This is a genomic window from Aeromonas sp. TECH754, assembly GCF_056279295.1.
Map to the genome: position 1 here is coordinate 532059 of NZ_JBWBRA010000001.1, position 24114 is coordinate 556172.

The 24114-nt window shown below is 59.8% G+C and carries 19 protein-coding genes and 1 pseudogene; 2 read left to right on the top strand and 18 right to left on the bottom strand.

What is annotated here, in order from left to right:
- Positions 1 to 196: 196 nt before the first annotated feature.
- From ACZ9IL_RS02380 to ACZ9IL_RS02450, 15 genes and pseudogenes are all read right to left on the bottom strand, one after another.
- Positions 197 to 1327, bottom strand: a complete 1131-nt coding sequence (locus ACZ9IL_RS02380) for a ribosomal protein uL16 3-hydroxylase (RefSeq protein ID WP_476002050.1) — start codon at positions 1325 to 1327, stop codon at positions 197 to 199.
- 134 nt (positions 1328 to 1461) lie between these two features.
- Positions 1462 to 2832, bottom strand: coding sequence for an adenylosuccinate lyase (gene purB / locus ACZ9IL_RS02385; RefSeq protein WP_476002051.1), 1371 nt, complete (start codon positions 2830 to 2832; stop codon positions 1462 to 1464).
- Positions 2833 to 2868: 36 nt separating this feature from the next.
- Complete coding sequence (gene hflD, locus ACZ9IL_RS02390; protein WP_476002052.1) at positions 2869 to 3477, bottom strand: high frequency lysogenization protein HflD; 609 nt, start codon at positions 3475 to 3477, stop codon at positions 2869 to 2871.
- Between the two features lie 164 nt (positions 3478 to 3641).
- Positions 3642 to 4748, bottom strand: a complete 1107-nt coding sequence (gene mnmA / locus ACZ9IL_RS02395; protein WP_476002053.1) for a tRNA 2-thiouridine(34) synthase MnmA — start codon at positions 4746 to 4748, stop codon at positions 3642 to 3644.
- A 318-nt stretch (positions 4749 to 5066) separates the two neighbouring features.
- Entirely contained in the window at positions 5067 to 5534 is a 468-nt protein-coding gene (locus ACZ9IL_RS02400) for an NUDIX hydrolase (RefSeq protein ID WP_476002054.1), read from the bottom strand.
- A gap of 26 nt (positions 5535 to 5560) precedes the next feature.
- Complete coding sequence (locus ACZ9IL_RS02405; protein WP_476002055.1) at positions 5561 to 6520, bottom strand: pseudouridine synthase; 960 nt, start codon at positions 6518 to 6520, stop codon at positions 5561 to 5563.
- Positions 6521 to 6625: 105 nt separating this feature from the next.
- Positions 6626 to 7393, bottom strand: a complete 768-nt coding sequence (locus ACZ9IL_RS02410; protein ID WP_476002056.1) for a PTS sugar transporter subunit IIA — start codon at positions 7391 to 7393, stop codon at positions 6626 to 6628.
- Positions 7394 to 7699: a PTS fructose transporter subunit IIB gene (locus tag ACZ9IL_RS02415; RefSeq protein WP_476002057.1), complete on the bottom strand. Its 306-nt coding sequence runs from the start codon at positions 7697 to 7699 to the stop codon at positions 7394 to 7396.
- Between the two features lie 210 nt (positions 7700 to 7909).
- Entirely contained in the window at positions 7910 to 9316 is a 1407-nt protein-coding gene (uhpT, locus tag ACZ9IL_RS02420; RefSeq protein ID WP_476002058.1) for a hexose-6-phosphate:phosphate antiporter, read from the bottom strand.
- A gap of 421 nt (positions 9317 to 9737) precedes the next feature.
- Positions 9738 to 11642, bottom strand: coding sequence for a PTS fructose transporter subunit IIABC (locus ACZ9IL_RS02425; RefSeq protein WP_476002059.1), 1905 nt, complete (start codon positions 11640 to 11642; stop codon positions 9738 to 9740).
- Positions 11643 to 12274: 632 nt separating this feature from the next.
- Entirely contained in the window at positions 12275 to 13066 is a 792-nt protein-coding gene (locus ACZ9IL_RS02430) for an XAC2610-related protein (RefSeq protein ID WP_476002060.1), read from the bottom strand.
- 47 nt (positions 13067 to 13113) lie between these two features.
- Positions 13114 to 13638 (bottom strand): hypothetical protein, encoded by a 525-nt coding sequence (locus ACZ9IL_RS02435; RefSeq protein WP_476002061.1) that lies wholly within the window; start codon positions 13636 to 13638, stop codon positions 13114 to 13116.
- Positions 13639 to 13822: 184 nt separating this feature from the next.
- Complete coding sequence (locus tag ACZ9IL_RS02440) at positions 13823 to 14368, bottom strand: GNAT family N-acetyltransferase (protein ID WP_476002062.1); 546 nt, start codon at positions 14366 to 14368, stop codon at positions 13823 to 13825.
- A gap of 404 nt (positions 14369 to 14772) precedes the next feature.
- A pseudogene (locus ACZ9IL_RS02445) lies at positions 14773 to 15034 on the bottom strand (hypothetical protein).
- Positions 15035 to 15239: 205 nt separating this feature from the next.
- A complete protein-coding gene (locus ACZ9IL_RS02450) occupies positions 15240 to 15620 on the bottom strand; it encodes a CopD family protein (RefSeq protein WP_476002063.1) in 381 nt (126 codons plus the stop codon).
- Between the two features lie 584 nt (positions 15621 to 16204).
- Here ACZ9IL_RS02450 and ACZ9IL_RS02455 point away from each other — a divergent pair.
- Positions 16205 to 18520 carry an Ig-like domain-containing protein gene (locus tag ACZ9IL_RS02455; protein ID WP_476002064.1) on the top strand — a complete coding sequence of 772 codons (2316 nt, stop codon included), beginning with the start codon at positions 16205 to 16207 and terminating at the stop codon, positions 18518 to 18520.
- Positions 18521 to 18836: 316 nt separating this feature from the next.
- On the opposite strand, the gene ACZ9IL_RS02460 is transcribed toward ACZ9IL_RS02455, so the two are convergent.
- The gene (locus ACZ9IL_RS02460) at positions 18837 to 20729 is read right to left on the bottom strand and encodes a PTS fructose transporter subunit EIIC (protein WP_476002065.1); all 1893 of its coding nucleotides are present in this window, start codon (positions 20727 to 20729) and stop codon (positions 18837 to 18839) included.
- A 706-nt stretch (positions 20730 to 21435) separates the two neighbouring features.
- On the opposite strand from ACZ9IL_RS02460, the gene ACZ9IL_RS02465 reads away from it, so the two are divergent.
- Positions 21436 to 21585 (top strand): hypothetical protein, encoded by a 150-nt coding sequence (locus tag ACZ9IL_RS02465; protein ID WP_152599150.1) that lies wholly within the window; start codon positions 21436 to 21438, stop codon positions 21583 to 21585.
- Positions 21586 to 21737: 152 nt separating this feature from the next.
- Here ACZ9IL_RS02465 and ACZ9IL_RS02470 read toward each other — a convergent pair whose 3' ends face one another.
- Together ACZ9IL_RS02470 and manA are read right to left on the bottom strand one after the other, a co-directional pair.
- Entirely contained in the window at positions 21738 to 22286 is a 549-nt protein-coding gene (locus tag ACZ9IL_RS02470; RefSeq protein ID WP_476002066.1) for a YgjV family protein, read from the bottom strand.
- Positions 22287 to 22877: 591 nt separating this feature from the next.
- Positions 22878 to 24101 (bottom strand): mannose-6-phosphate isomerase, class I, encoded by a 1224-nt coding sequence (manA, locus tag ACZ9IL_RS02475; protein ID WP_476002067.1) that lies wholly within the window; start codon positions 24099 to 24101, stop codon positions 22878 to 22880.
- Positions 24102 to 24114 lie beyond the last annotated feature (13 nt).

Sequence of the window (24114 nt, forward strand, 5' to 3'; positions counted from 1 at the left end):
ACGAATGTTGTTAAATAACAAACAACAGAGTAAGGCGCCAAGGGCGATCGGCGATTTATGACCGAGCCGCCACCAAGTGTAGTGAGGGGGCCGTCGGTTGCCAGCGAGAGGAGAATAAAGGGAGGCCTTCGAGGGAAAAAAGGCACCGCTGTCACCAGCGGCGCCTTGGTATGACCGGGTTTCGCACGGCTTGGGATCAGCCGAAGAACCAGTAGCCACGGTTGACCAGGCGGGTCAGCAGTTGCAGGAAGCCGGCCTGATCGGCGAGCTCCACCATGTCGGCCTGGGTGATGATGTCCTGGTCGCACAACAGCGAGATGGCGGCAGCATCTTCACTCTGCAGGGTCCAGGCCTCGCCGTCGATGTAGCACTGCTGGGCGTCGCCGCTGAACCAGACCGAGCGCAGCCCCGGCACCTTGATGGCGGGCTCGCCCTGGGTCAGCAGGTCGGCGATTTCCTCGGCGCTGTAGTCAGGCTCGACCGGATTGACGTCCAGATCGTGCTTGGCCTCGGAGATCATGGTGCCGAACCACTCCTTGAACAGGGTCTCATCGTCCAGCGCCTGCTGCATCAATTCCCGCAGACGGTGCATCTCGTGGGGCAGGATCTCGCCGTGACGGGCACGGGGTTTGAGATCAGGATCGGCGTAACGCTCGGTGCGCATCTCGTTGTCGATCAGGTGATCGGCAAAGGAGGAGATGAGTGCCTTGGCATCCGGCGCACGGAAGCCCACCGAGAAGTTCAGGGACGGCTCGATGGCGTAGCCCTCGTGGGGGAATCCGGGCGGGATGTAGAGGATATCGCCCGGCTCCATGATGACGTCGATGATCGCCTCGAACGGCTCGCAGTGCAGCAGGGCCGCGTGGGCGGCGAACTCGCTGCGCGGCGTTGCATCGCCCACCCGCCAGTGGCGCTTGCCCTGACCCTGGGTGATGAACACGTCGTAGTTGTCGATGTGGGGGCCGACGCCGCCGTGGGGAGTGGAGAAGCTCACCATCACATCATCAAAGCGCCAGCCCGGGATGAACTGGAACGGCAGCGCCAGCTCGTTGACCTCGGGGGCCCAGTGGTTGCACGCCTGCACCAGCACGGTCCAGTTCTCTTCGCCCAGGTGATCGTAGGATTCGAAGGGGCCGTGGGCGGCGGCCCACTTGCCGTCAAAGCGGGTCACCAGGCGAGATTCCACCACCTCTTCCATGGCCAGGCCCGCCAGCTCGTCCGGGCTGATGGGATCCTGGAAGTCCTTGAAGCCACCCTTGATGAGCAGCGGGCGCTTCTGCCAGTAATGCTCGAGGAAGTGAGCGATATCCAGATTGAGTTCGTACATGATTTTCTCGTATCTCATTCAGAAAGGTCTTGCCCAAGGCGTCTGCCGGCCTGGGGCAAGACCTTTGTTGCAGGCCAAAATAACAGGGGCCCCGTGGCAATCGTGCCCAGGGCCCCCGAGTGCATCTTATCCGCTTACTTCAGCAGATCGACCAGTCGCTGGGCCTGACCGATATAGTTGGCCGGGGTCAGCTTCTTCAGCTCCACCTTCACTTCCTCGGGCAGTTCGAGGGTGTCGATGAAGGTGCGCATGCCTTCGGCATCGACACGGCGACCACGGGTCAGCTCCTTGAGCTTCTCGTAGGGCTTCTCGATGCCATAGCGACGCATCACGGTCTGGATCGGCTCGGCCAGCACTTCCCAGTTGGCATCCAGATCGGCGGCCATGGCCGCGCTGTTGGCTTCCAGCTTGGAGATCCCCTTGAGGGTCGCCTGATAGGCGATCAGGGAGTAGCCGACGGCGACACCGAGGTTGCGCAGCACGGTCGAGTCGGTGAGATCTCGCTGCCAGCGGGAAATCGGCAGTTTGCTCGCCAGATGCTGGAACACTGCGTTGGCCAGACCCAGATTGCCTTCGGAGTTTTCGAAGTCGATGGGGTTGACCTTGTGCGGCATGGTGGAGGAGCCGATCTCGCCCGCCACGGTGCGCTGCTTGAAGTGACCCAGCGAAATGTAGCCCCACACGTCCCGGTCGAAGTCGATCAGGATGGTGTTGAAGCGGGCCATGGCGTCGAACAGCTCGGCGATGTAGTCGTGCGGCTCGATCTGGGTGGTGTAGGGGTTCCAGGTAAGGCCCAATGAGGTGACGAACTGCTCGGAGAACTGGTGCCAGTCAACATCCGGGTAGGCGCTGACGTGGGCGTTGTAGTTGCCGACCGCGCCGTTGATCTTGCCGAGGATCTCGACCGCCATGATCTGCTTGTACTGGCGCTCGAGGCGATAGGCGACGTTGGCCATCTCCTTGCCCATGGTACTCGGGGTGGCAGGCTGGCCGTGGGTACGGGACAGCAGCGGCATGTCGCGATACTCATGGGCCAGGCGCTTGAGCTCGCTGATCAGCTTCTCGCAATAAGGCTTGATGACCTCGTCGCGGGCGGTTTTCAGCATCAGGCCGTGGGAGTTGTTGTTGATGTCTTCCGAGGTGCAGGCGAAGTGGATGAACTCGCTGATGGCAGCCAGCTCCGGGTCCACTTCCACCTTCTCTTTGAGGAAGTACTCCACCGCTTTCACATCATGGTTGGTGGTGCGCTCGATCTGTTTGATGCGGGCGGCGTCACTCTCGTTGAAGTTCTGGACTATGCCGTCGAGCAGGGCGCTCGCGGCCGCGCTCAGGGCAGGGACTTCCGGGATCCCGGCGTGGCTCGCCAGTTTCTGCAACCAGCGCACCTCGACTTCGACGCGAAAACGCAGCAGGCCGAATTCGGAGAAGATAGGGCGCAGGGCATCGGCCTTGTCGCCATAACGACCGTCAATCGGGGAAACAGCAGTCAGCGCGGACAGCTCCATGGGGTGAACTCCTGATGTGTGTGGGGGGTTAGAAACTTAGAAACGTTTGGCCAGTTCCACCATCTTCTTGCGGGCGAAGATGATCTGGGTGCGGCTGCCGCCAAGCTGGCGCCACAGCACCACGGCGCGGATGCCCGCCAGCAGCAGGGCGCGCACCTTGTGCTGCACCAGCGGCTGTTGCAGGAACAGCGGGGTGCCAGCGATCTGGATGCGCGGCCCGATGGGGCTGATGAGATCGCTGTAGATGCTCGCCATGTTGGCCAGGATCTGCTCGTCGAGCAGATCGAAATGCTGTTGCTGACGGCCGATCTGCCCGATCCGCTCCCCCAGCATGTTGAGGATGTCCTTGCGCTTGGCGAGCTTGCGCTCCAGCGCGATCAGGCTGACCACGTAGCGGGTCAGCTCGGCGTTCTTCTGGTTGCTGGTGCCAAGTTGTTCCACCAGGGCGCGGTAGCCGTCGCGGATGGCGAGGTGGCTGCCGAACACTTCCAGCGGCTGCTTGGGATTGGTCACCAGCACGCTTTGCAGGCTCTCACGCAGGGAGGCCTCGTCGCAGCTGCCGTCGCGGGCTACTTTTTGCACCAGATAGGCCGCCTGGCAGATGCCGGCAAAGGCCATGGTTCTGTCTTGAAATTTATCGCTCATAAATTCATGGCCCTGTTCTGTTCACTCATTGGCTGATGCCGTAGCAAGCCATGATCCTTTTGTATGGCCTCTCCCTCAGGGAGAGGCCAGGGTGAGGGTGGCTAGCTATTCCCCTCATCCCCAGCCCTTCTCCCGCAAGGGGAGAAGGGAGCCCATTCCGTCATTCACACCGGATGGCTGAAGCGCTGCTCTATGATGCCGCCACCCAGACACTCTTCCCCGTCGTAGAAGACGGCGGACTGGCCCGGGGTCACCGCGGCCTGCTTCTCGTCGAAGATGACCCGGATGGTCTCATCGTCGATGGGCTGGATGAGGCAGGGGATGTCTTCCTGGCGGTAGCGAGTCTTGACGGTGCAGCGGCGCGGTGCGCGGATCGGGGTGCGATCCACCCAGTGCAGCTGGCTCGCGATCAGGCCGTCGGAGTAGAGACGCGGATGCTCGCCCTGCGCCACCACCAGCACGTTGCGCTCCACTTCCTTGTCCACCACGTACCAGGCCTCCTCGGTGGCGTCTTTGCGACCGCCGATGCCGAGGCCCTTGCGCTGACCCAGGGTGTGGTACATCAGGCCCTGGTGCTCGCCGATCACCTTGCCGTCCACGGTTTCGATGGGGCCGGGCTGGGCGGGCAGGAACTTGGCGAGGAAGTCCTTGAACTTGCGCTCACCGATGAAGCAGATGCCGGTGGAGTCTTTCTTCTTGGCGGTGACGAGTTCGAGCTGCTCGGCGATGCGGCGCACCTCCGGCTTCTCCAGATCCCCGACCGGGAACAGGCTCTGACCCACTTGAGTTTCGCTCAGGGTGTAGAGGAAGTAGCTCTGATCCTTGTTGCCATCGAGACCGCGCAGCAGGCGCGGGCGCCCGGTGCTGTCGTCACGGCGCACATAGTGGCCGGTGGCGATGTAGGTGGCACCCAGCTCTTCGGCGGCAAATTCCAGGAACGCCTTGAACTTGATCTCCTTGTTGCACAGGATATCCGGGTTCGGCGTGCGGCCCGCCTTGTACTCTTCGAGGAAGTGCTCGAACACGTTGTCCCAGTACTCGGCGGCGAAGTTGATGGTGTGCAGCTTCATGCCCAGCTTGTCGCAGACGGCCTGAGCGTCAGCCAAATCCTGGGAGGCAGAGCAGTACTCGTCCGTGTCGTCTTCTTCCCAGTTCTTCATGAACAAGCCTTCGACCTGATAACCCTGCTGCTGGAGCAAGTAGGCCGAGACGGAAGAATCCACGCCGCCGGACATGCCGACGATCACCTTGATTTGGCTGTTGTCTGTCATTAGTCGAAGTTACCAGTTCGTTTAAACGGGGCGTATTCTACCAGAATTTCGCGCCCCGGGTCACATATCCCTGCACAGCTTCCCTTGCGAGGAAGGATGACAGGAAATCGTTTTTCTGATTGTCGGCACCATGATGAAAAAATGGCGCCAAACGACCTCAAATGGCCTGCTCACGATCGGTCACGAGAGGTCGGAGGCTCGGTAAAGAGCAGCGCAGGAACCGGCGCGTATAGATATGCGTGAGCCCTCTCGGTGACAAACAAGCGAGCAGCACATGAGCCTTGATCACGGCCTCGCAGTAAGATCGTGGACAGACTCTCAAATAAAGGCCTTGAGGGCCGACAGTGGCAGCCGGGTTCCCCCCAGATAATCCTGGATACACTGCCACACCAGCGGACTGCGCAGGGCCGGTTTGCACTCGGCTATTTCGTCAAGGGTGAGCCAGTGGCAGGCCAGCACGTCGCCGTCGGGATCCTCTGGATGGTGCTGACCCGGCGCCTTTTCAAGGTCGAAGATGACGGCGGTGCGCACGAAGGTGGCCTCGCTGTCCGCCGGTTTGAACAGATAGACCCCGAGCCAGCTGTCGGGACGGGCGCTGAGTCCCGTCTCTTCTTTGAGCTCGCGGCAGGCGGCGTCGATCAGGTTCTCCCCTGGCTCCACATGGCCGGCGGGCTGGTTGAAGCGGCGCTGGCCCGCGATCTCTTCCTCCACCAGCAGGAAGCGCCCCTGCCAGTGTACCAGGGCGGCCACCGTCAGACGGCTCTGCAGGGGTGGGTGATCAGTCATAAGGACTCCTTGTCTCTCGTGTTCATTCAGGATTGGCTGTTGCCACCGCGAGCCGGGCGACGGGCCGTGCCACGTCCCGAGCTGCGGGGTTTGCCGTCCGCTGGTTGGGCGGGACGGGATGGGGTTAGGCCGCGCTCGGCGCCATGGGGCCTGCTATTCTGCGATGCGCTAACAGCATCTCGCGCTGCCTTCGGCCTATTTTGATTGCGCAATTTATCGTCAATCTTATTGTTTGCAGTCGATTTCACCGCCCGATCCGGCGTTCCCTGGCCGTCCCGGCGCGATGCATTGGCGCGCGATGTATTGGCACGGGAGAGCGCGGCCAGCTCGGGGGCGGGCAGGCTGCGGCTCTGGCCTGGGGTCAGGTCATCGAGATTCCAGTCACCTATGGCGTAGCGAATGAGGCGCAGGGTCGGGTGGCCGATGTGGGCCGTCATGCGCCGCACCTGGCGGTTGCGCCCCTCCACTATCTTGATCTCCAGCCAGCAGGTGGGGATCTCCTTGCGCATCCGAATGGGGGGATTGCGTGGCCAGACATCAGGCGCATCCATGATCCGCGCCCCGGCGGGCAGGGTCAGGCCGTCGTTGAGCTCGACGCCGGCGCGCAGACTCGCCAGATTTTCCTCGCTCGGCACGCCTTCCACCTGCACCCAGTAGGTCTTGGGAGTCTTCTCCCCCGGCTGGGTCAGGCGAGCCTGCAGTTTGCCGTCGTTGGTGAGCAGCAAGAGCCCCTCGCTGTCGCGATCCAACCGGCCGGCGGCATAGATGCCGGGCTCGGTGATGTAATCCTTGAGGGTTTTGCGGCCCGCCTCGTCGGTGAACTGGCACAGCACCATGTAGGGCTTGTTCAGCAGCAACAGCTTGCGATCGGCCAGGGCAAGGGGCGGCTTTGGCTCGGCCCGTGGGCGTGCCTGGCCCGCCGTTGTGGTGCGGCCGGTGGCCGGCGGATGGTTGGCGAGAGAGAGACGGGGACGGGCTGGTTTCATCGAATGCACACCAAAAGCAGAGGATGCGGGATTGTATCACAGGGGGATCGGCTGGCAGATGAACGAAGCTGGCTCACGTCAGCGCAAAGACGTCGATGAGCCTGATCAGCTCAGCAGGCCTTCGATGACGATGGCCTGCCGGGCTGGGGGGGAGCTTGCGTGCAAGAGCGCCGTGCTGACCGTCTCGTCCATCAGGGCGCGGGCCAGCCGGGTGAGGGGGCGCAGCTGCTCGGGGGCGAGATCGGTCGGGATGGCCAGCAAGATGAGGGTGTTGACCGGCCCGAGCGCCGATCCCCACTCGATGGGCTCGGCGCTGCTCAGCAGCGAGAGAGAGGGCTGGCGGATGGCGGGGCAGATCACGTGGGGCATGGCAAGCCCCGGTCGGATGATGGTGGCGGCGAGCCGCTCGCGGCTATCGATGGCCTGCTCCAGCGCGGGCCGGTCACGCACCAGCTCCCCCGGCAGCAAGTCCACCAGCACCCTCAGGGCCAGCGCCTTGTCGAGGGGGGCGTTGGCGTGGCCGAGCTGGCCCAGTGAGAAGCAGTAGTCGGGCTGGGCATCGCGCAGTCGCTGTTCGGCCTGGGCGGCGGTGGTGGGTCGACCAAGCGGCTGGCCGAGCTCAACGCACCAGCAGGTGAAGGCCATGTGGGCGAGCTCCGCGTCCAGCCCCTCGATCAGCAGCTGGCAGAGATCGCCGGGTTGGGTCGCCAGGGTGAGCAGGGCGAGCTGGTTAGTCGCCGCTACGTTCTGGCGGCGGGTCACATTGATGAACTGGATATGAGACTTGAACAGCCCTGCCAGTCGGCAGAGCTGTTTGGCCTGGGTGATGGTCAGGCCCTGGCGGCAACAGAAGGTGAGCTCGCGGCGCAGCATTCAGACGCCGCTGATGGACGCTTTGAGCACGGCGGCTGCGTCGATCAGCACGGATTCCAGCGATACCTGGCGCAGGGGGCAGCCGAGGAAGCGCTCCTTCTGCTCGATCTCGATGTCGGAGGCGATCAGCACCAGATCGGCGGCGGCGATGTCCCGGGCGGTCAGCACGTTCTCCAGCCCCATGGCGCCCTGGGTCTCGACCTTGATCTTCAGTCCCAGTTTGTCGGCGGCTTTTTGCAGCGCCTCGGCGGCCATGTAGGTGTGGGCGATGCCGGTAGGGCAGGCGGTGACGGCGAGGATCTTCATGGGCTCTCGAAGCAAATTGAAGTGGGGCAACAAGATAGCGCCAAGCGCCTGATTTTGCCAAAGGTGCGGGCGAAAAGTGGGATCTTGGTGGCGCGCTGGCGCCGCTTCATCCAAGGCTTGGCCCCGTTTGTGGATGATGGCGCCAAGATAAAAAAACGGCCCGCCAGAGGGCGAGCCGAATGCACACAACGGAGTGAAACTCGTTATCTATCAGGCGGGCTGGGTCGCCAGCTCGGCCGCTTTCAGTTCCCGTTTGATACGGCGGATCTTGCGCTCCTCGGCCACGGCTACGCAGGCCATCAACACCAGGCAGGCGGCGGCGGCTATGTCGAGGGCGGCGAAGGTGCCGTCCCAGCCGGTCAGACCGAAGATGGGGGTGCCATCGGCAATCATGCCCAGCCCCAGCTTGGCGAAGCTGTCACCGATGAGGTAGGCGAAGGTGCCCTTGACCCCGTCGGCCACGCTGATCCCCTGCTTGGGGACGAAGCCCACGGCGGCCACGCCGATCAGCAGTTGCGGGCCGAACACCAGGAAACCCAGGGTGAACAGGGAGCCGAGGAACATGAACTGGGTGGTGGCGTGCTGATAGAGACCCAGGGTCGCGATGATCAGCGCCAGTGCCACACAGGCCACCAGGCCGCGGCGACCGTTCGCCAGATCGGAGAGGTAACCCCACATTAGGGTGCCGACCAGGGCGCCCACTTCGAAGAAGGTGAAGCCCTGGATGGCGATCTCTTTGGAGAAGCCAAGCTCCTGGTGGGCATAGACGGTGGACCACTGATCGATGCCGATGCGCACCACATAGAGGAAGATGTTGGCGAAGCACAGCAGCCAGATCACCTTGTTCATCAGCACGTACTTGACGAAGATCTGACCCTTGGTCAGCTTCTGCTCCTCGGTGGCGATGTCCTCTTCGCTCGCGACCTCGTCAAACAGCTCCTCCACCTTGCCCAGACCGTAGGCCTCCGGCGAATCGTTGCCAAAGCGCAGGCCGACGAAGCCGACGACCAGCGCGATGATGGACGGGAAGATGAACATGCCGAGCACGTTGCCATCGAACAGGTAGTTGGCACCGAACAGTGCCACCCCGGCCGCCCCGGCCCCGCCCACGTTGTGGGAAAGGTTCCACATGCCGAGGTAGGTGCCGCGCTTGTTGCGCGGGGTCCACTTGGTGATGGTGGAGTAGCTGCAGGAGCCGCCACAGCTCTGGAAGAAGCCGCTCAGGGCATAGAAGAAGATCATGAAGTAGAGGCTAAAACCGGTGCCGCCCATGCTGGCGCTGAAGCCCAGCATGCACAGGGCGGAGAGGATCAGCATCAGCGGCAGGAACTGCTTGGTGTTCTTGCCATCGGCATAGTAGGAGACGATGGTCTTGCCCACCCCGTAGGTGATGGAGAAACCAAGGCCAATCATGCCGAGTTGGGTCATGGAGAGACCGTACTCCTGGATCATGTCGTTCTGCGCAATGTTGAAGTTCTTGCGGATCAGATACATGGTCAGATAGCCGATAAACACAACCAGATAGGATTGCATAAACGGCTTGAACCAGAGTTTGCGCCGGGCTTCGACCGGCAGGTCCAGGGTGGGGACCCGGACCTGTTGGAGCAATTTCAACATCTTCGTTCATCCTCTGCGAGATAGACGGTATTCCCGCCGCGCCCTTCGTTTGTTCAGTGGTTGATGCTTCAACCGGTTATAAGAGGTCACGCCACGGAAAGGCCGACGGGGAAGCGGGGCTGCCCGGTCGATTGAACCTGTGCCCGGCACCTTGCGTCTGCGAAGGGGCGGGTCACTACATCAGGTGGGACGACTGTAATGAGGTGCTGCCGGGAGGGCGTGAGAGCCATCCCTAGGGGAGATAGGAAAATTTCCTAGTTTGGCGGGATCTGGCCGCGAAGTGTGAAGGGGATCACGGGACGGCCGTTCGATAAGCGAATCTATGTGTCGAGCGGCGCCTGAGCGCCTCGGCGAGCAGGCAATAAAAGAGGCCACCCTGGGGTGGCCTCTGGCTATCTGTGAGAAGCGATAGGTGAGAACGTCAGGCGGCCTTGGCCAGCGCGGTTTCGCCTGTCTTCTTCAGCCGCAGTTTCTTCAGGGCAACGGCGACCACGCCGGTGACGATGGCGCCGCAGATCATGCAGAGCAGGGCCAGCAGCGGCTTGTTGACGGCGCCCAGCAGGGCCACGATGGGGCCACCGTGGGCCACGCTGTTGGTGATGCCAAACAGGAAGGCCATCACCGCGGCGGTCATGCTGCCCAGCACGTTGGCCGGAATGACGGCGAGCGGGTCACGAGCGGCGAACGGAATGGCACCCTCGGAGATCCCCACCAGGCCCATGGCACCGGCGGCTTTGCCCGCCTCGATTTCGGAGGCATCGAAGATACCCATCTTGCGGCCGAGCACGGTGGCGAGCGACATGCCGAGCGGCGCGGCCGGGATGGCGCAGGCCATGGCCCCCATGAACTGGGTCTGGCCGGAGGCTATCATGCCCACCGAGAACAGGAAGGCCACCTTGTTGACCGGGCCACCCATGTCAAAGCCCGCCATGCCCCCCAGCACTATGCCCAGCAGCACCAGGCTGCCGCCGCTCATGGAGAGCAGCATGGCGTTCAGGCCGGTCATCATGTCGGCGATGGGGGCACCGATGATGAAGATGAAGACGGCGGCGATAAACAGCGACCCGACGATGGGGGCGATCAGGATAGGCACCAGCGGCTGCACCATCTTGTGGTAGTGACGGGTGGCAATCCAGCGCACCAGATAACCGACCAGCAAGCCCGCGATGATGGCACCGATGAAGCCGGTACCGGCGTCGGCGCCGTAGAAGCTGCCGTTGTTGGCAATCCAGCCACCGATGAAGCCCGGTGCCAGGGCAGGTCTGTCACCGATGGCGTAGGCGATGTAACCCGCCAGGATGGGGATCATCAGGGTGAAGGCGGCGACGCCCACGTTGAGGATCTGGTTCCACATGCTCCCTGCCGGGATCTGCATGCCGCTCGGGGTCGGATCGCCGCCGATGGCGAGCGCCAGGGCGATCAGCAACCCCCCCGTGACCACGAACGGGATCATGTGGGAGACGCCGTTCATCAGGTAACGGTAGAGATCGCCACTGCCGCCGGTGCTCTTCTCCTCGCTTTTGCGCTCATCCTTGTCCGCCACATAGGCGGGGGCCTTGAGCGCCTGCTCGATAAGGCCCTTGCCATCCTTGATGGGGGCCTTGACTCCGGTCTTGATCAGCGGCTTGCCGTTGAAGCGGGCCATGTCAACCTGCTTGTCGCAGGCGACGACGATGGCGCTGGCGCGGGCAATTTCGGCCGCGGTCGGGCTGTTCTTGACGCCGATGGAGCCGTTGGTCTCCACCTTCACCTCGTAACCCAGCTCCTTGGCGGCGCGCTCCAGCGACTCGGCCGCCAGATAGGTGTGGGCGATGCCGGCCGGGCAGCCGGTGACGCCGATGATGAAGCCCTTGTCGGCAGCCGGGGCGGCTTGATCCTCTTTCTTCTCGAGCAGCAGGGCCAGCGCGGCAACCGAGGTCTTGGCGGCCAGCAGTTTGGCGATGAAGCCCTCTTCTATCAGCTTGGCGGAGAGTTCGGCCAGCACCTCGATATGGTGGTTGGCGCCGCCGGCCGGGGAGGCAATCATGAAGAACAGCCGGGAGGGCTTGCCATCCTCTGCGCCGTAGTCGATGCCGGCGCGGCTGATGCCGATGGCCACCGCCGGGGTGCTTACTGCCGCGCTCTTGGCGTGGGGCAGGGCAACGCCCTCCTCGAAACCGGTGTTGTCCAGCGCTTCCCGGGCCCACAAGTCCTTGATGAACTGCTGCTCATCGCTGACCTTGCCCTGGGAGACCAGCAGGCGAGCCATCTCGCTGAAGACCTCCTCCTTGCGCGTGGCCTTTAAATCGAGCGCGATCAGTTGCTCGTTGATAAGGGTGGTGATCATGGCGTTCTCCCTGCTCCCTTGATGGAGCCTGTTGGCATCTTTTCCTGGGCTACCGCCCAAGACATGCAGACAAAAGTGACCCCACTATTATCCCGCCCGCTAGGCAGCACACCTATCGGACAAAACTGCGAAATACTGGATTTTTGTGCGACATCACCTCGAATGTGACCCCGATCGCACAGCAGACCAGCTGACAAAATTGGTCTGAATTGAATCGGTGAGTGATTTTTTGTTTTTAAAAATCAGTATCTTGACGTTTTTTTTCAACGTGCTTTTGTGATGGCTTGTGATGTGATTCGGCCATGAAGAGGTGCGGAGCTGTAAATTTGTGAGGTGAAAAGAGCGGGCGGGGTGTGAGCTGACGCACATAAATGGCGGTGGTGGGGCGCTTGATAAGGGGAGGCAGGCGAGGGGAAGGGTGGATAAATGGGTCGCGCCATCGGTGCCAGACAGCCCACCACAACGCACGAGTGAAACCACAGGCATTGGCCCCGTAGGGTGCAAAGAACGAAGTGAATTGCACCGCTTGTTTGGAGGCAGAAAAGGTAGAGGTGCAATGCGCTGCGCTTATTGCACCCTACCGAATTGATGACGCGAATATCTAAGTATGCTTGGGTATTAAAAGTTCTAGTTTAACTTTTGGCTATTGCTTCTGGAAGATAAAGCCAGCGGACAAGGTGGCCTTTTCTGGAGGCAAACCGAATCTTAATCCAGTCATCCTTTTGCTCTAGAATTTCTACTTTGTCATTATGAATAAGATAGGCTTTGGTCTTTGATGTTTTTTCAGGTGATGAGTAGAGAAAGGCTTTCTCGGAAGTGACTGGCCAGAGAATTTTCTTACCATCAAAGTCAATCGCAACGGTGTCCAGTTTCTCTCCCTTCTGATTAAATGTGTGCTCGTAGAGAGGGAAAGTATCAATCTCGGAATTTTGGATCTGATGCTCTGTTGTCTTATATAGCCAGAGTTCACCTTGGGCATTATATCGGTAAGTGTCGTAATACCATATAGGACCGGAGCGGCAAGAGCTAACTAAAGAAAGAGCCTCTGATCTAACCGCAAGGTTATAGAGCCCCCCACAGGAAGAGGCTGGCATTTTATAATTCGCAGTTTTTAACTCTTTAAATGCTGCATTTATATGGTCATAAAAGAATACATAAAAAACAGTATTTACCATGCCGAGAGAGTTAGTGATGGCGATATCTTTATAACCATCAAAATTGAAATCTTTTATGATAACATCAGATTGCAGTTCATCATCAACACATATCAGTTTTTCTTTCTCTTTTCCGGTATCCAATAAATAATAACAGTCATTTTCTTTTTGTATTTCAATTTTTACTCCGTCAATAACATAAGATGAGTTTGTCTCTGCAGAGACGGAGAAACATAATAATAAAGTTGCAATGATGACAAAATTTTTCATGTTTATTTATTCTGCTATTTGAGTTTTTTAAGTGTTGTTTGCGTCGTTTATTTACTGTCTTGAAACGTTTTTATGAGCGTGAGCTGGTTTTTATCAATGATGTAATAATTGGTGTGATAAATAAATGATGCACCATCATTACTGTTTTCAACTTTGGTCGTGGTAAGAAGGCTGCTATCAATTTGAGGAGACTCTATCCATTCTCCCACACGGGTATCAGAATCATCACTTACATCATATGAGCTATATGCATTAAATACAGTATCCAGTACCTTTCCCGTGCGTTTGTTGACCAGGACTTGGTTATAACAACCTGATGAACCGCATCCCCAGCCTGTAAGTACATATTCACCTGCATATACTGGCTTTTGTGACAATGCCTCGGTCAGTCGGGTGCGGAATGCTCTGGCCAATTCAGAGTCTAGTGAAAGCTTGGCTGGCTTACCTTTATATGCAGGTGGTGCCGGATAGTCCTCTGTCCGAGGTGGCATTTGAGATCCGGCTTCGCTACCGAATGTGGTTTGGCTGAATAATTCGATGAGCAATAATAAGTAAATTACGCTTGCTTTCATAATATTTTGTCTTGATATGTAAAGTTGTAGTGCCGTAGGGTGCAATGAACGAAGTGATGACGCGAATGTTCGAATACACTACGCTATTCGAGCCTACGAGCCTACGAGCCTACGAGCCTACGAGCCTACGAGCCTACGAGCCTACGAGCCTGCAATGCCTAGAGAACATCTCTAAAATCATTCCTTATACATGATTTTTTGTGCAGAGAGTCATCGTAGTTTCTGACACTGATTCTCCATCAATGCGATAAAAATCAGATACTTCACCTATAATTTTGAAGCCACACCTCAAATACAGGCTCTTTGCGGGAATGTTGTTTGAAAGGACGTTTAAATCTAACCAGTCAATACTGTCAGTTTCTTGGCAAAATCGGAATGCTGATTCTAATAGCTTTATTCCTAAACCTTGCATTCTGGCATTGTTTTTTACACCCATGCCTAACAAAACACGATGGGTGTTATATTCTCCACTGTAATGGCGCAAATCTATATGCCCAAGAATATGGCTGCTTGAGTTTTTAGCTAACCAAAGCTTTCTCCAACTTGGCTTACCGATACTAACGCCAAAACCATCTCGAAACTTGGTTCTAAGTTGTTCTGATACTTTGCAGTGATCCTTTGGAATTGGTTGAAATAGTGGTGAGTTGTCGGATGCGTTTTCTAGAAGTTGAACACCTAGATACTCAAAGAAAAGATCTAAATCTGATAGTTTTGCTTCTACTATTTCCATATATTCACCTAGTTACGTATAACACTCGGTTAAGTGTCGCTCCGATTATAACTGTAGGTTCGATTAGCGCAGCGTAATCGGACTTTCGCGAAGACATATTCAAGACCTTCACCTTTTCATCAGACTAAGCTACCGCCCCTGGATCTCAGCCTCCAACTTGCTGCTTTTCATCTGCGATTGACCTGAAATGGCGTGATAGATCTGTGTCATGGATGCGACTCCACAAAGGCATTGGTAGCCAAGTGGAACATCTTAATCAAAGCGGTGCGGTAGTAACACAGGGAGCCGATAAAAACCGGCTCGGGATCAACAAATGGCTTGTTCAGGGGGGGGGCGGCCAGCGCGGAATTGGCGGGGCTGACTTGAGTTACCGCAGAGGCGCCAGCCACTTTGTGACATGGCGCTCAATACTCGAGAAAGGTCTCGCCGCAGCGCTCGCAGCTCGCAGATAAGATGTCGCACATTAGGGTCCAGGTAGGCGAGCTTGTCTCCAAATACGGTGTTGGTGAGCAGGCTGGCGCGAAAGGCTTGCCAGAAGGTCTTGGACTTGTCTTTGGGCATGATGTCCTTGCTGTGGTCGCGAGGGACCAGCACCACGATATGGCGGGTGCGCTCGCCGCAGCGGTCGCAACGATGGATTTCGCACGGTTCGCTCAAGGTTGTCATACTGGCGTCGCTCTCGAGGTGGGGGGCGCGCCCATCATAATCTTCTCCGTCTGGCTCTCAACTCCCCGTTCAGGGGGCTGTGTCGAGGCCTAACCGGCTGGGGCGGTGTCGGGTTCAACGATTCGGCCCCTCGGCAGCGTTGGGGAGTTAACACCGGGATGCCAACACGTGGAAACAGATGCTCAGCTCGATTTATTCCCGAGCATCAATAAAACCAACCGGTTCTAAACGACACGCCGGTGATGACAAACAGGATGGAGATGATGGTCACCGGGACAATATGCCACGCCATGGCATTGAGTGTTTTCTCGGACAGATGGGGGATGACTCGAAACCGCGCACTCAGGGCAAAGCAGAGCGTCAAGGTTAGCAACGACAGCTTTACCAGGATCGGGTGGGCGATGGGATTGGAAAAATCCAGCCACTGGCTCACATCTGGCAGCATTCGGTAAGCCAAAAACAGACCCGTTATCACCTGGATGATCAGCGCCGGCATGCCGATCTTTTCGTAAACCGACTCGAACTCCAACAGCCTGGCGGGGGAGCGCTCTCTCAATACCTTTGGCAGTACCACCACCGACAGCACTATATGGCCACCCGTCCAGATCGTGGCCGCCAATATATGTAACAACAGTGCCAATCCGTACATCATCCCTCCGGTTATATATCTGTTGATCTGTCTTTAATGAACCATCGCATCAATCACCGACGCGTCCCATCTCATGGGCGATCGCAGAGGTTGCAATGGACTGACATCCTGTTGGGATGACCCCAGGGCATTAGCGACCCTGTTTGGCCATCGGCTAAAGATGTTAACCAATGGCATGATTTCGCAAAACCAAATGGCGACTAAAAGCTGTTCAAGATCAATAAATAACTTCTGGGCGGAGCGGGTCGTTGCGGGCGGAGCCATGGAAGCCGGGTCAGGTGCCCGTCATCGCACTGATGATCGCCAGATCGCGTCGACGCATCCCTGCAATCGAACGGGTTGGCACCTGACTGGTCTGTCCTTATCTCCTTTCTGAACCCTGGCTTTCTGCGCTGCGACTTTCGATGGACGGCGGCAGGGTCCATTGCTCTACTCCGCGAAAGATTCAAATCGCTGCCGCGACAGGCAGTCCCGGTTCATGAGCTGTGAGCCGGATCAGGGAATGAGTGGGAGTAGTGGTGATGAGTTTGCGCAAGTACATGATGATAGGGCTGGCGGCGCTGGCGCTGTGGGGCTGTGGTGATGACGACGAGGAGAGCGGCGCATCCGGTGACGGGCATCCCCTCTCTTCCCTGCACGTCAGCCCGGGGAGTGCCAGGGTGCCTGTCGGCTTCGAGCAGCAGTTCCAGGTCATGGCCGTCTGGGATGACGGCATGGTACAGGATGTGACGCCGCACCCCAATATCACCTGGAGCAGCAGCGACAGCGCCGTGGTCACCATAGATGACGATGGGCTCGCCAAGGGCATCAGCCCGGGGACGGCGCTCATCACCACGACCGGCACCGCCAACGGCGAGCCTTACAGCGCCACCGCCACGGTGGAGGTGATCGACGTTCGGGTGACCGATCTGCAGGTCACGCCGGCCAAGGCGGCGGTGCCTCCTGGGCTGGATCAGGAATTCGTGGCCATCGCCACCTTCTCCGACGGGGTATCGCGGGAGGTGACCCGGGCCGAGGCGATCAGCTGGCACAGCCAGCAGGAGGAAATAGCCACCATCAGCAATGTCGCCGATCAGAAGGGGATTGCCACCGGGGTGGCGGTGGGCAGCACCATCATAGAGGCCGTCGGCAGCGCCAACGGTGTCGAGTTCAATGCCTCGGCGCAGCTGGAGGTGACCGACGCCCAGATCTCCGGGCTGGACATTCAGGCGCCGGCGGGTCCGCTGCCGGTCGGGCTGAGCGCGCAACTGCATGCCTTTGCCAGCCTGTCGGACGGCGGTGCCCCCATCGAGGTGACCGGCCACGAGGCCTTGAGCTGGAGCAGCAATGCCCCGGCGGTGGCAAGCGTCGACCCCGACGGGGTGGTGACGGGGCTTGCGGTGGGCAGCGCCGATATCATGGCGAGTGGCACCCTCAACGAGATGGCGCTCGTTGCGAGCGAACGGATCGAGGTGAGCCAGGCGACCATGATCCGGCTCAGCCTGCAGCCGGAAAATGGGAGCGTTCCCGTCGGATTGCAGACCCCATTCACCGCCACAGCCCATCTGTCCGATGGCAGTACCCTCGATGTGACCCAGAGTCCGCTCCTTCACTGGACCAGCAGTCACCCCGAGCTGGCGAGTGTCAGCAGCGCGGTGGGCAGCAAGGGTCTGGTGACCGGCCACCAGGCGGGGACGGCCAGCATCACGGCAAGCGGGACCGTCGCCGGCGCGCCATTCACGGCCTCGGCTGCGGTGACCGTCTCCCCGGCCGTGGTGACCGACCTGGCTATCTCGCCGGATAACGCCTCGGTGGTTGTGGGGGCCAAGCGATCCTTCCAGGCCATGGCGACGCTGTCGGATGGCGGCACGCGGGAGGTGACCCAGGATGCGGCGCTCTGGTGGCACTCCGACGATCCCGCCATCGCGGCCATCAGCAATGCCGAGGGCAGTCGCGGTGAGGCGACGGGACTGGCAGAGGGGACGGCGCTGATCTCGGCCGAGATGGCCGGAGTGAGTGCCAACCTGGCCAGCCTGTCGGTGGTGCCGGCGGCGGATCCCATCCTGGTCGAGCCGCTACGCAACCAGCTGGCTTCCCTGGTCCTGAGTCCGGAGGCGTTCGCATTCTGGAACCGCACCTCCATCAACTCCGCCGAGGGGCAGGCGGCGCTCAAAGAGCTGACCGGGCTGGTCTATGCCCAGTTTCAGGACCAGTTCGACTTCATCACTGTGCTGATGAACAACGATGGGGTGCCGCCTGGCATGCCCACCGGCGAATACACCCACGTCAAGAACGACATCCTGGGCATAGGTCTTCCTGCGATGGATTACACGGCGGCGTTCCACTCCGGCGGCAAGCTGCAGGGCGTCTCCTTCCTCTACATGAAGAAGTACCTGTCTACCTCAACCTATGGCCCCATCTTGCACGAGATGGCCCACCGCTGGGCGAACTGGGCGGTGCCAAGCAGCCAGCCGGGGCACTGGGGGAGAGAGCTTGGCATCAGCGGGCAGTTGAACGACGTGAGTGCCAACTACGCCGATATCGAGCTCTATCTGATGGGATTGATGGCGGCGAACGAGATGACGGATCCGGCCAGCCTCGACGCCTACGCATTGATCCCGGCGGATCAGAAACCCAGGGTACCCGCGGCGGCCGACGCGCAGAAACAGTTCAGGGCGCTGCTGTTGATCCTGTCGGATCGGACGCTTACCGCTACCGAGATCAAAAACTACAACGACGGCGCCACCCTGCTGACCCGGACCGACAATCCGTCTCAACAGGGCACCAACTTCCACAAGATGACGGGAGGGCGGGGTACGCTGCTGATTGGCGACCTCGATACCCTGGCCAAGCCATAAGCTCCTGGCTGTTGTCCGGTGCGGGCAGCGTATTATAGGTGGCGGGTCTATCCTGAGCCGCCAAATCCCCCCTTAGCGGGCCGCCTTAATGGCGGCTCGCGTCGTTTGGGGAAGAAATGGCTTAACCCCTTATCGGAGCCACAGGTGTTCTCATCATCGTCGGTGACGTTCTCGGGATGCAGGCGAAGATACTCCGACAGGGGGGCTGTGCCTCCCGGTCTGGCTGTTCCAGAGGATGGTGTCGATGGCTTGTGGCGACAGGGCATAGACAAGAAAAGGGGCCTCGCGGCCCCTCGTCATGTCAGTGGCTGATGGTTCAGGCCACCTTGCTGTTTGCCTGGGTGCGGGCCAATAATCCATCTGGATTATGGATAGCATCCTTGGTCTTAACATCGATAATCTCGATATTAGTGAAGCGCTCCCTGTTCTTGATGGCGACGTCGTGGGCCAGGATGACGCAGCGGGCGTTGGCCACGTCCTTTGCCGTGATGCGGTTGATGATGCCGTTGGCGCCCTGGGTCTCCACTTTCAGCTTGATCCCCGCCTTGGCTGCCGCCTTTTGCAGGCTCTTGGCGGCGAGGAAGGTGTGGGCGACGCCGGAGGGGCAGGCGGTGATGGCGAGCACGTCCGCTTCTCCTTCCGCTTCGATGACCTCATAGCCGCCATTCGGGGTGGCGACCTCTTCCTCGTCGGTCACCGGTTTTTTCAGCGCGTTGACGATGAGGGCCGTGGTCAGGGCGCCGAGTACGGTGCCGAGGATGTAACCCATCTTGCCTTCCACCACCGGCAGCACTATCCAGCCACCCCAGGGGGCGTGGTTGATGCTGTGCATCATGAAGCCGGTGATGTTGCCGACGATGCCGCCCGCGACGATGGCCGGGATGACCCGCACCGGATCGGCGGCGGCGAACGGAATAGCCCCCTCGCTGATGCCGATCATGCCCATGATGGCGGCCGCCTTGCCCGCCTCACGCTCCTCCTTCTTGTAGCGACGGGGTGAGAGCAGGGTGGCCAGCGCCATGCCCAGCGGCGGCACGCAGATGGCGATGCCGACGCCCCCCATCAGCCAGGGCTGAGTGTTGACCTGGGTCTGGGCGAACAGGGTGGCGACCTTGTTGACCGGGCCGCCCATGTCAAAGGCGGTCATGCCACCGAGAATGGCGCCCAGCATCACCTTGCCGGAGCCGGCCATGCTGGAGAGCCAGTGGTTCATCCCCTCCATCATGGCGGCGATGGGGGCACCTATCACCCACATGACGATGCCGCACACCAGGAAGGTGCCGACGAGCGGATAGATGAAGATGGAGCCGAGCGAACTCATGGAGTCCGGCAGCTTTATGCGCTTGAGCTGATTGACGATAAGCCCGGCGATGAAGCCCACCAGAATGGCGCCGAGAAAGCCGGTATGGAACTGCTGTACCGCAATCCAGGAGCCGATCATGCCGGGAGCCAGCCCCGGTTTGTCCGCCATGGAGTAGGCGATGTAGCCGCCGAGCACGGCGGTAAACAGGGTCAGCCCCGCGATCCCCATGTCGGCCATGTCCTTGAGCACCCCGGCCTCGGGCACCGCGCCCTTGCCGCTCATCATCACCGACAGCGACAGCAGCACGCCCCCCGCGACGATGAAGGGGATCATGTGGGAGGTGCCAAACAGCAGGTGCTGCTTGAGGGTATTGAGCTGGGCCTTGATGCTGCGATCCTGGGGCTCGGGGGCACTGACGTGAGACGCTCGGCTCGCCTGTGTTGGGGCTGGCTTAACGCTGCCTGTGGCCGAGAGCAGGGCCAGCACCTCGGCCTTGCTGCGGGCTGCTTGCATGCGGGGGATAAAATCGGGTTCCAGCAGCTTGGTGGAGAGCTCGGCCAGCACCTCGATATGGTGGTTGGCGGCGCCTGTGGGGGAGGCAATCATGAAGAACAGGCGGGAGGGCAGCCCGTCCTCGGCGCCGTAGTCGATCCCCTGGCGGCTGATGCCGACAACGATGGCGGGGGCCGTCACCGTCTCGCTCTTGGCGTGGGGCAGGGCGACGCCCTGCTCGAAACCGGTGTTGCCGAGATTCTCCCGGGCCCAGAGATCGCGCACGAAACTATCCTGATCGGCTATTTTACCGCTTTTTTTCAGCTGGGCGGCCAGCTCGACAAAGAGCCCCTGCTTGTCGCGGGCGGCAAGGTCGAGGCAGATCAGTCCTTCATCTATCAACGAGGTGAGCATTGGTGTCTCCTGGCTCCTGCGAGCCCTGGTGAGGTGATGTTTGGATGGAGCAAACGATTGACCCCGCTATTGTTTCGTCCAACACCTCTCACCGAAATCGGAGATATGTGCCCTTTACTGGAGTTTTGTGTCAATACCACAGCCCTGTGACCCTGCTCGCATTTTGCTATATGGCTTTCAATCTGACTTATTTTTAATAAACACCATTAAAAACAGATGGTTAATTTTATAAAAACCATGAATGAAAACGCGATTAGGGCATTTGCCAATATTGACCGCACAACCTGAATGGAGATTTGTGCGCCTCAGGCCGGTCTTGAAATGTGAGCCATCTGGCAAAATGGAGGCTGAGCGGGGTCATGATGCCCGCTCCGCATGGTGCAAGAAGAGGTGAGGCTGGGCTGAGTGAGAAAAACGTGCATAGTCACCCGCCATCTTTAACCAAGATTAAGGGGTTGCTAGATTTAATTTAAGTATTTGATAGTAATCGATTGTTTGTGATTTTTGAGGGGGTGTTTTTCGACGCGGAGAAGGCGTTTTTGGCGGCCTCACAAGAAACCATTCATCATTTTTTAGATTGGTTTTTGCATAATCAATCGTTTATTTGGTTGGACAATGGAGGCGGGATTGGTGTCCAATCAAGAGAGCAGGTTGGCCAACTGTGCCGTCAGCCAGTGTGTAACCCGAGATGTAAGGAGACATCCTGATGGAAAAACTTGACCAAGAGATCGACACCATGCGCCAGGAATTTGAGTCACAGGGGCAAAAACAGGCCCATGACAAATGGCAAGCCAGGGTCGATGAACTGCAGCGGGAGCGCACCGAGACGCCCCAGCCGGAAGCGGCAGAAAACTAGCCAGAAGATGGCCACCCCGTGATGGCCATCGTCAGCTTGATAATAAAAAACCACCGCCCTGTCAGGGCGGTGGTTTTTTTCTGGCAGGCTCGGCGCCGGGGCGGGTGAGCTATTGATCCGGCTCATCCGGCGTCACGGACGCGGGCCAAGCCTCAGGTAGGGGTCGTTAGCGGCTGGCGCCACATGCGGTACATGGTGTGGCAGTTGACGAACAGGAAACTCAACTCGATCAGGCTGCCCCCGATGGAGCCGATGAGGATGTTGTGGCTGGTCCAGCAAAACCCTCCCGCCAGCATGCAGAGCCGCAGCGCTATGCCCTGGGTACGGAACAGGCCCCAGGTGCCGACCGTGGTGCCTATGATGGGCAGCCACTGCACCGGGCTGGTGATCCCGGGGATGCCGAGCCCCCACACCAGCACCAGGAAGAACAGCATCACCCAGGGGCTGCGGGTGCGCCCCGAGATGAGGGTGCGAGCGCAGCTGAGGCCGGCACTGAGCCCCGCCGTGCTGGCCCCCATCAGCAGGAAGTGGAAGGCGATGGCCCCCTGATAGAGGCACAGGCGCAGTCGAAAACGCCCGTCATCCCGTTGGCGGAAGGCGCTGATGCCGACCAGCATGGCGGCGAGGCCGATGCCCTGGGCCAAAGGTTGTTGCTGAAACAGGGTCCAGACCGGGGTCAGCCAGCTCAGTGTCAGATTCACAGGGAGATACCGCAGTTGCAGAGCGCCGAGCCCTTGGCGTGATGAGGCGCGTTACCGCGCGGTTGTTCGCTGCCGAGGGCGGCGAATGGGGACAGCAGGTCAGTCATGGAAAACCTTGGGCTTGGTGCCGGCACTGGAATGACTCCAATGAGGCTGCGTCTGGCCCGCGCGCAATGAATGGCGGGTTTGACAATGAGGGCAGGGCCGTCGAAGGGGCCTTGTCCGGTGCAAAATCGTACCATGTAACCGGTTCCAGTCAAGGTGCCGATCACCGCGGCGCTCTGTCCCGCCATCGACCAATTTCCACATCCATCACGACAGGACATCATCGTCGATGACGGCACGGTCGACACCGGCTCCTGCAACGTCGCCCCTCCGTCGAGACGCTCACCTCGGAGAACCTGGTAGCCCTGCGCGACATGCGGCGGTTGCCCGTGAGTATCTCGCGCACTGGCAGTTCAGATCGGCGCTTGACGTACCTTATCCCGCACCTTGAGAGACCTCTCTGGCTCAGGGGCGGGGGGCTAGTAGCGCAACAATGAGGGCCATCGATGGATGGCCCTCATTGTTATCTGTGCCGTGCGTCGGCTCTTAGCTGCGGTTGCCGGCACGGGCGACCCGGCCCTCGACCAGCAACTGGTAGTGGCCGGTGGCGGCGGGGACGAAGGCGGACTGCCCCTTCACGAGGCGCAGCATCTCATCACCCTGCTTGAGCGTCACCGTGCCATCGATGGCAAACAGGATCTCGGCGCTGGCGGTGGTGAGATGGTACTCGCCGGCCGGATAGACGCTGAAGGTGAAGTCCGGTACCGGCACATCGAAGTGCTGCACGGCGCCTTCGACGCGGGGGGCCAGCAGGATCTGATCGTCCGGCTTGGGCAGGCAGCGGGTGCAATCGAGCAGCTCTGCCACGTCGATGTACTTGGGCGTCAGCCCGGCGCGCAGCACGTTGTCCGAGTTCGCCATGATCTCGAGGCCGGTGCCGCGCACATAGGCGTGGGGGGTGCAGGCGTCGAGGAACATGGCCTGGCCCGGCGCCAGGGTCACCACGTTCAGCAACAGCGGTGAGAACAGCCCCACATCTCCCGGGTACTGGGTGGCAAGCGAGGTGATCAGCGCAAAGGTCTCCTCGTCCTGATGCTGGGCGGCATAGGCCAGCAGATCCGCCAGCGCTCTCTCTTTAGGTTCCCCTTCCAGGATCAGCAACTGGTGGAAGAAGTGCTGCAGGCCGGTCTCGCTCCGATTAGCTGAGTGAGCGCTGGCCAGGGCTGCGGTCAGCTCGCTCAGGGCAGGGATATTGACCCGCTCGAACAGCGCCAGGATGGCGGGAATGGCGCGAAAGCCGTTCATCGCCTGATAGGGGGTGAGGGCAAACACCAGCTCAGGCTTGTGGTTCGGATCCTTGTAGTTGCGATTGGCAGCCTTGGGCGAGATGCCGGCGGCCTCCTCCTTGGCAAAGCCGACCTCGGCCTGGGCCTTGCTCGGGTGCACCTGGATGGAGAGCGCCTTCTCGGCGCACAGCACCTTGAACAGGAACGGCAGGCTGCCGAAGCGAGCCAGGGTAGCCTCCCCCAGCGCAGCCGCCGGGGCGCCATCGATCAGGCTGGAGAGCTTCTGTGCAGCGCCGGCCAGTGTTACCTCGGAGCAGCCGTTGGGATGGGCGCCCATCCACAGCTCGGCCTGGGGTTTTCCAGCGGGATTGGGGATGCCGAACAGGTGGGTCAGGGCGTCATGGCTGCCCCAGTCATAGCCCTGAATCGGGTTTTGCATCAGCAGAAAAGGGGGGAGTGAAGAGGGCAGATCGCGACTGCTCATAAGGGACGCCTCA

Bases quoted from the DNA above. Each gene is read 5' to 3' on its own strand.
- manA (WP_476002067.1), bottom strand. From the start codon at position 24,101: ATGAGCAGTCGCGATCTGCCCTCTTCACTCCCCCCTTTTCTGCTGATG.
- ACZ9IL_RS02440 (WP_476002062.1), bottom strand. From the start codon at position 14,368: ATGGAAATAGTAGAAGCAAAACTATCAGATTTAGATCTTTTCTTTGAG.
- ACZ9IL_RS02425 (WP_476002059.1), bottom strand. From the start codon at position 11,642: ATGATCACCACCCTTATCAACGAGCAACTGATCGCGCTCGATTTAAAG.
- ACZ9IL_RS02410 (WP_476002056.1), bottom strand. From the start codon at position 7,393: ATGCTGCGCCGCGAGCTCACCTTCTGTTGCCGCCAGGGCCTGACCATC.
- ACZ9IL_RS02405 (WP_476002055.1), bottom strand. From the start codon at position 6,520: ATGAAACCAGCCCGTCCCCGTCTCTCTCTCGCCAACCATCCGCCGGCC.
- hflD (WP_476002052.1), bottom strand. From the start codon at position 3,477: ATGAGCGATAAATTTCAAGACAGAACCATGGCCTTTGCCGGCATCTGC.
- ACZ9IL_RS02380 (WP_476002050.1), bottom strand. From the start codon at position 1,327: ATGTACGAACTCAATCTGGATATCGCTCACTTCCTCGAGCATTACTGG.
- ACZ9IL_RS02455 (WP_476002064.1), top strand. From the start codon at position 16,205: ATGAGTTTGCGCAAGTACATGATGATAGGGCTGGCGGCGCTGGCGCTG.
- ACZ9IL_RS02430 (WP_476002060.1), bottom strand. From the start codon at position 13,066: ATGAAAAATTTTGTCATCATTGCAACTTTATTATTATGTTTCTCCGTC.
- ACZ9IL_RS02400 (WP_476002054.1), bottom strand. From the start codon at position 5,534: ATGACTGATCACCCACCCCTGCAGAGCCGTCTGACGGTGGCCGCCCTG.
- ACZ9IL_RS02465 (WP_152599150.1), top strand. From the start codon at position 21,436: ATGGAAAAACTTGACCAAGAGATCGACACCATGCGCCAGGAATTTGAG.
- ACZ9IL_RS02415 (WP_476002057.1), bottom strand. From the start codon at position 7,699: ATGAAGATCCTCGCCGTCACCGCCTGCCCTACCGGCATCGCCCACACC.
- purB (WP_476002051.1), bottom strand. From the start codon at position 2,832: ATGGAGCTGTCCGCGCTGACTGCTGTTTCCCCGATTGACGGTCGTTAT.
- ACZ9IL_RS02460 (WP_476002065.1), bottom strand. From the start codon at position 20,729: ATGCTCACCTCGTTGATAGATGAAGGACTGATCTGCCTCGACCTTGCC.
- mnmA (WP_476002053.1), bottom strand. From the start codon at position 4,748: ATGACAGACAACAGCCAAATCAAGGTGATCGTCGGCATGTCCGGCGGC.
- uhpT (WP_476002058.1), bottom strand. From the start codon at position 9,316: ATGTTGAAATTGCTCCAACAGGTCCGGGTCCCCACCCTGGACCTGCCG.
- ACZ9IL_RS02435 (WP_476002061.1), bottom strand. From the start codon at position 13,638: ATGAAAGCAAGCGTAATTTACTTATTATTGCTCATCGAATTATTCAGC.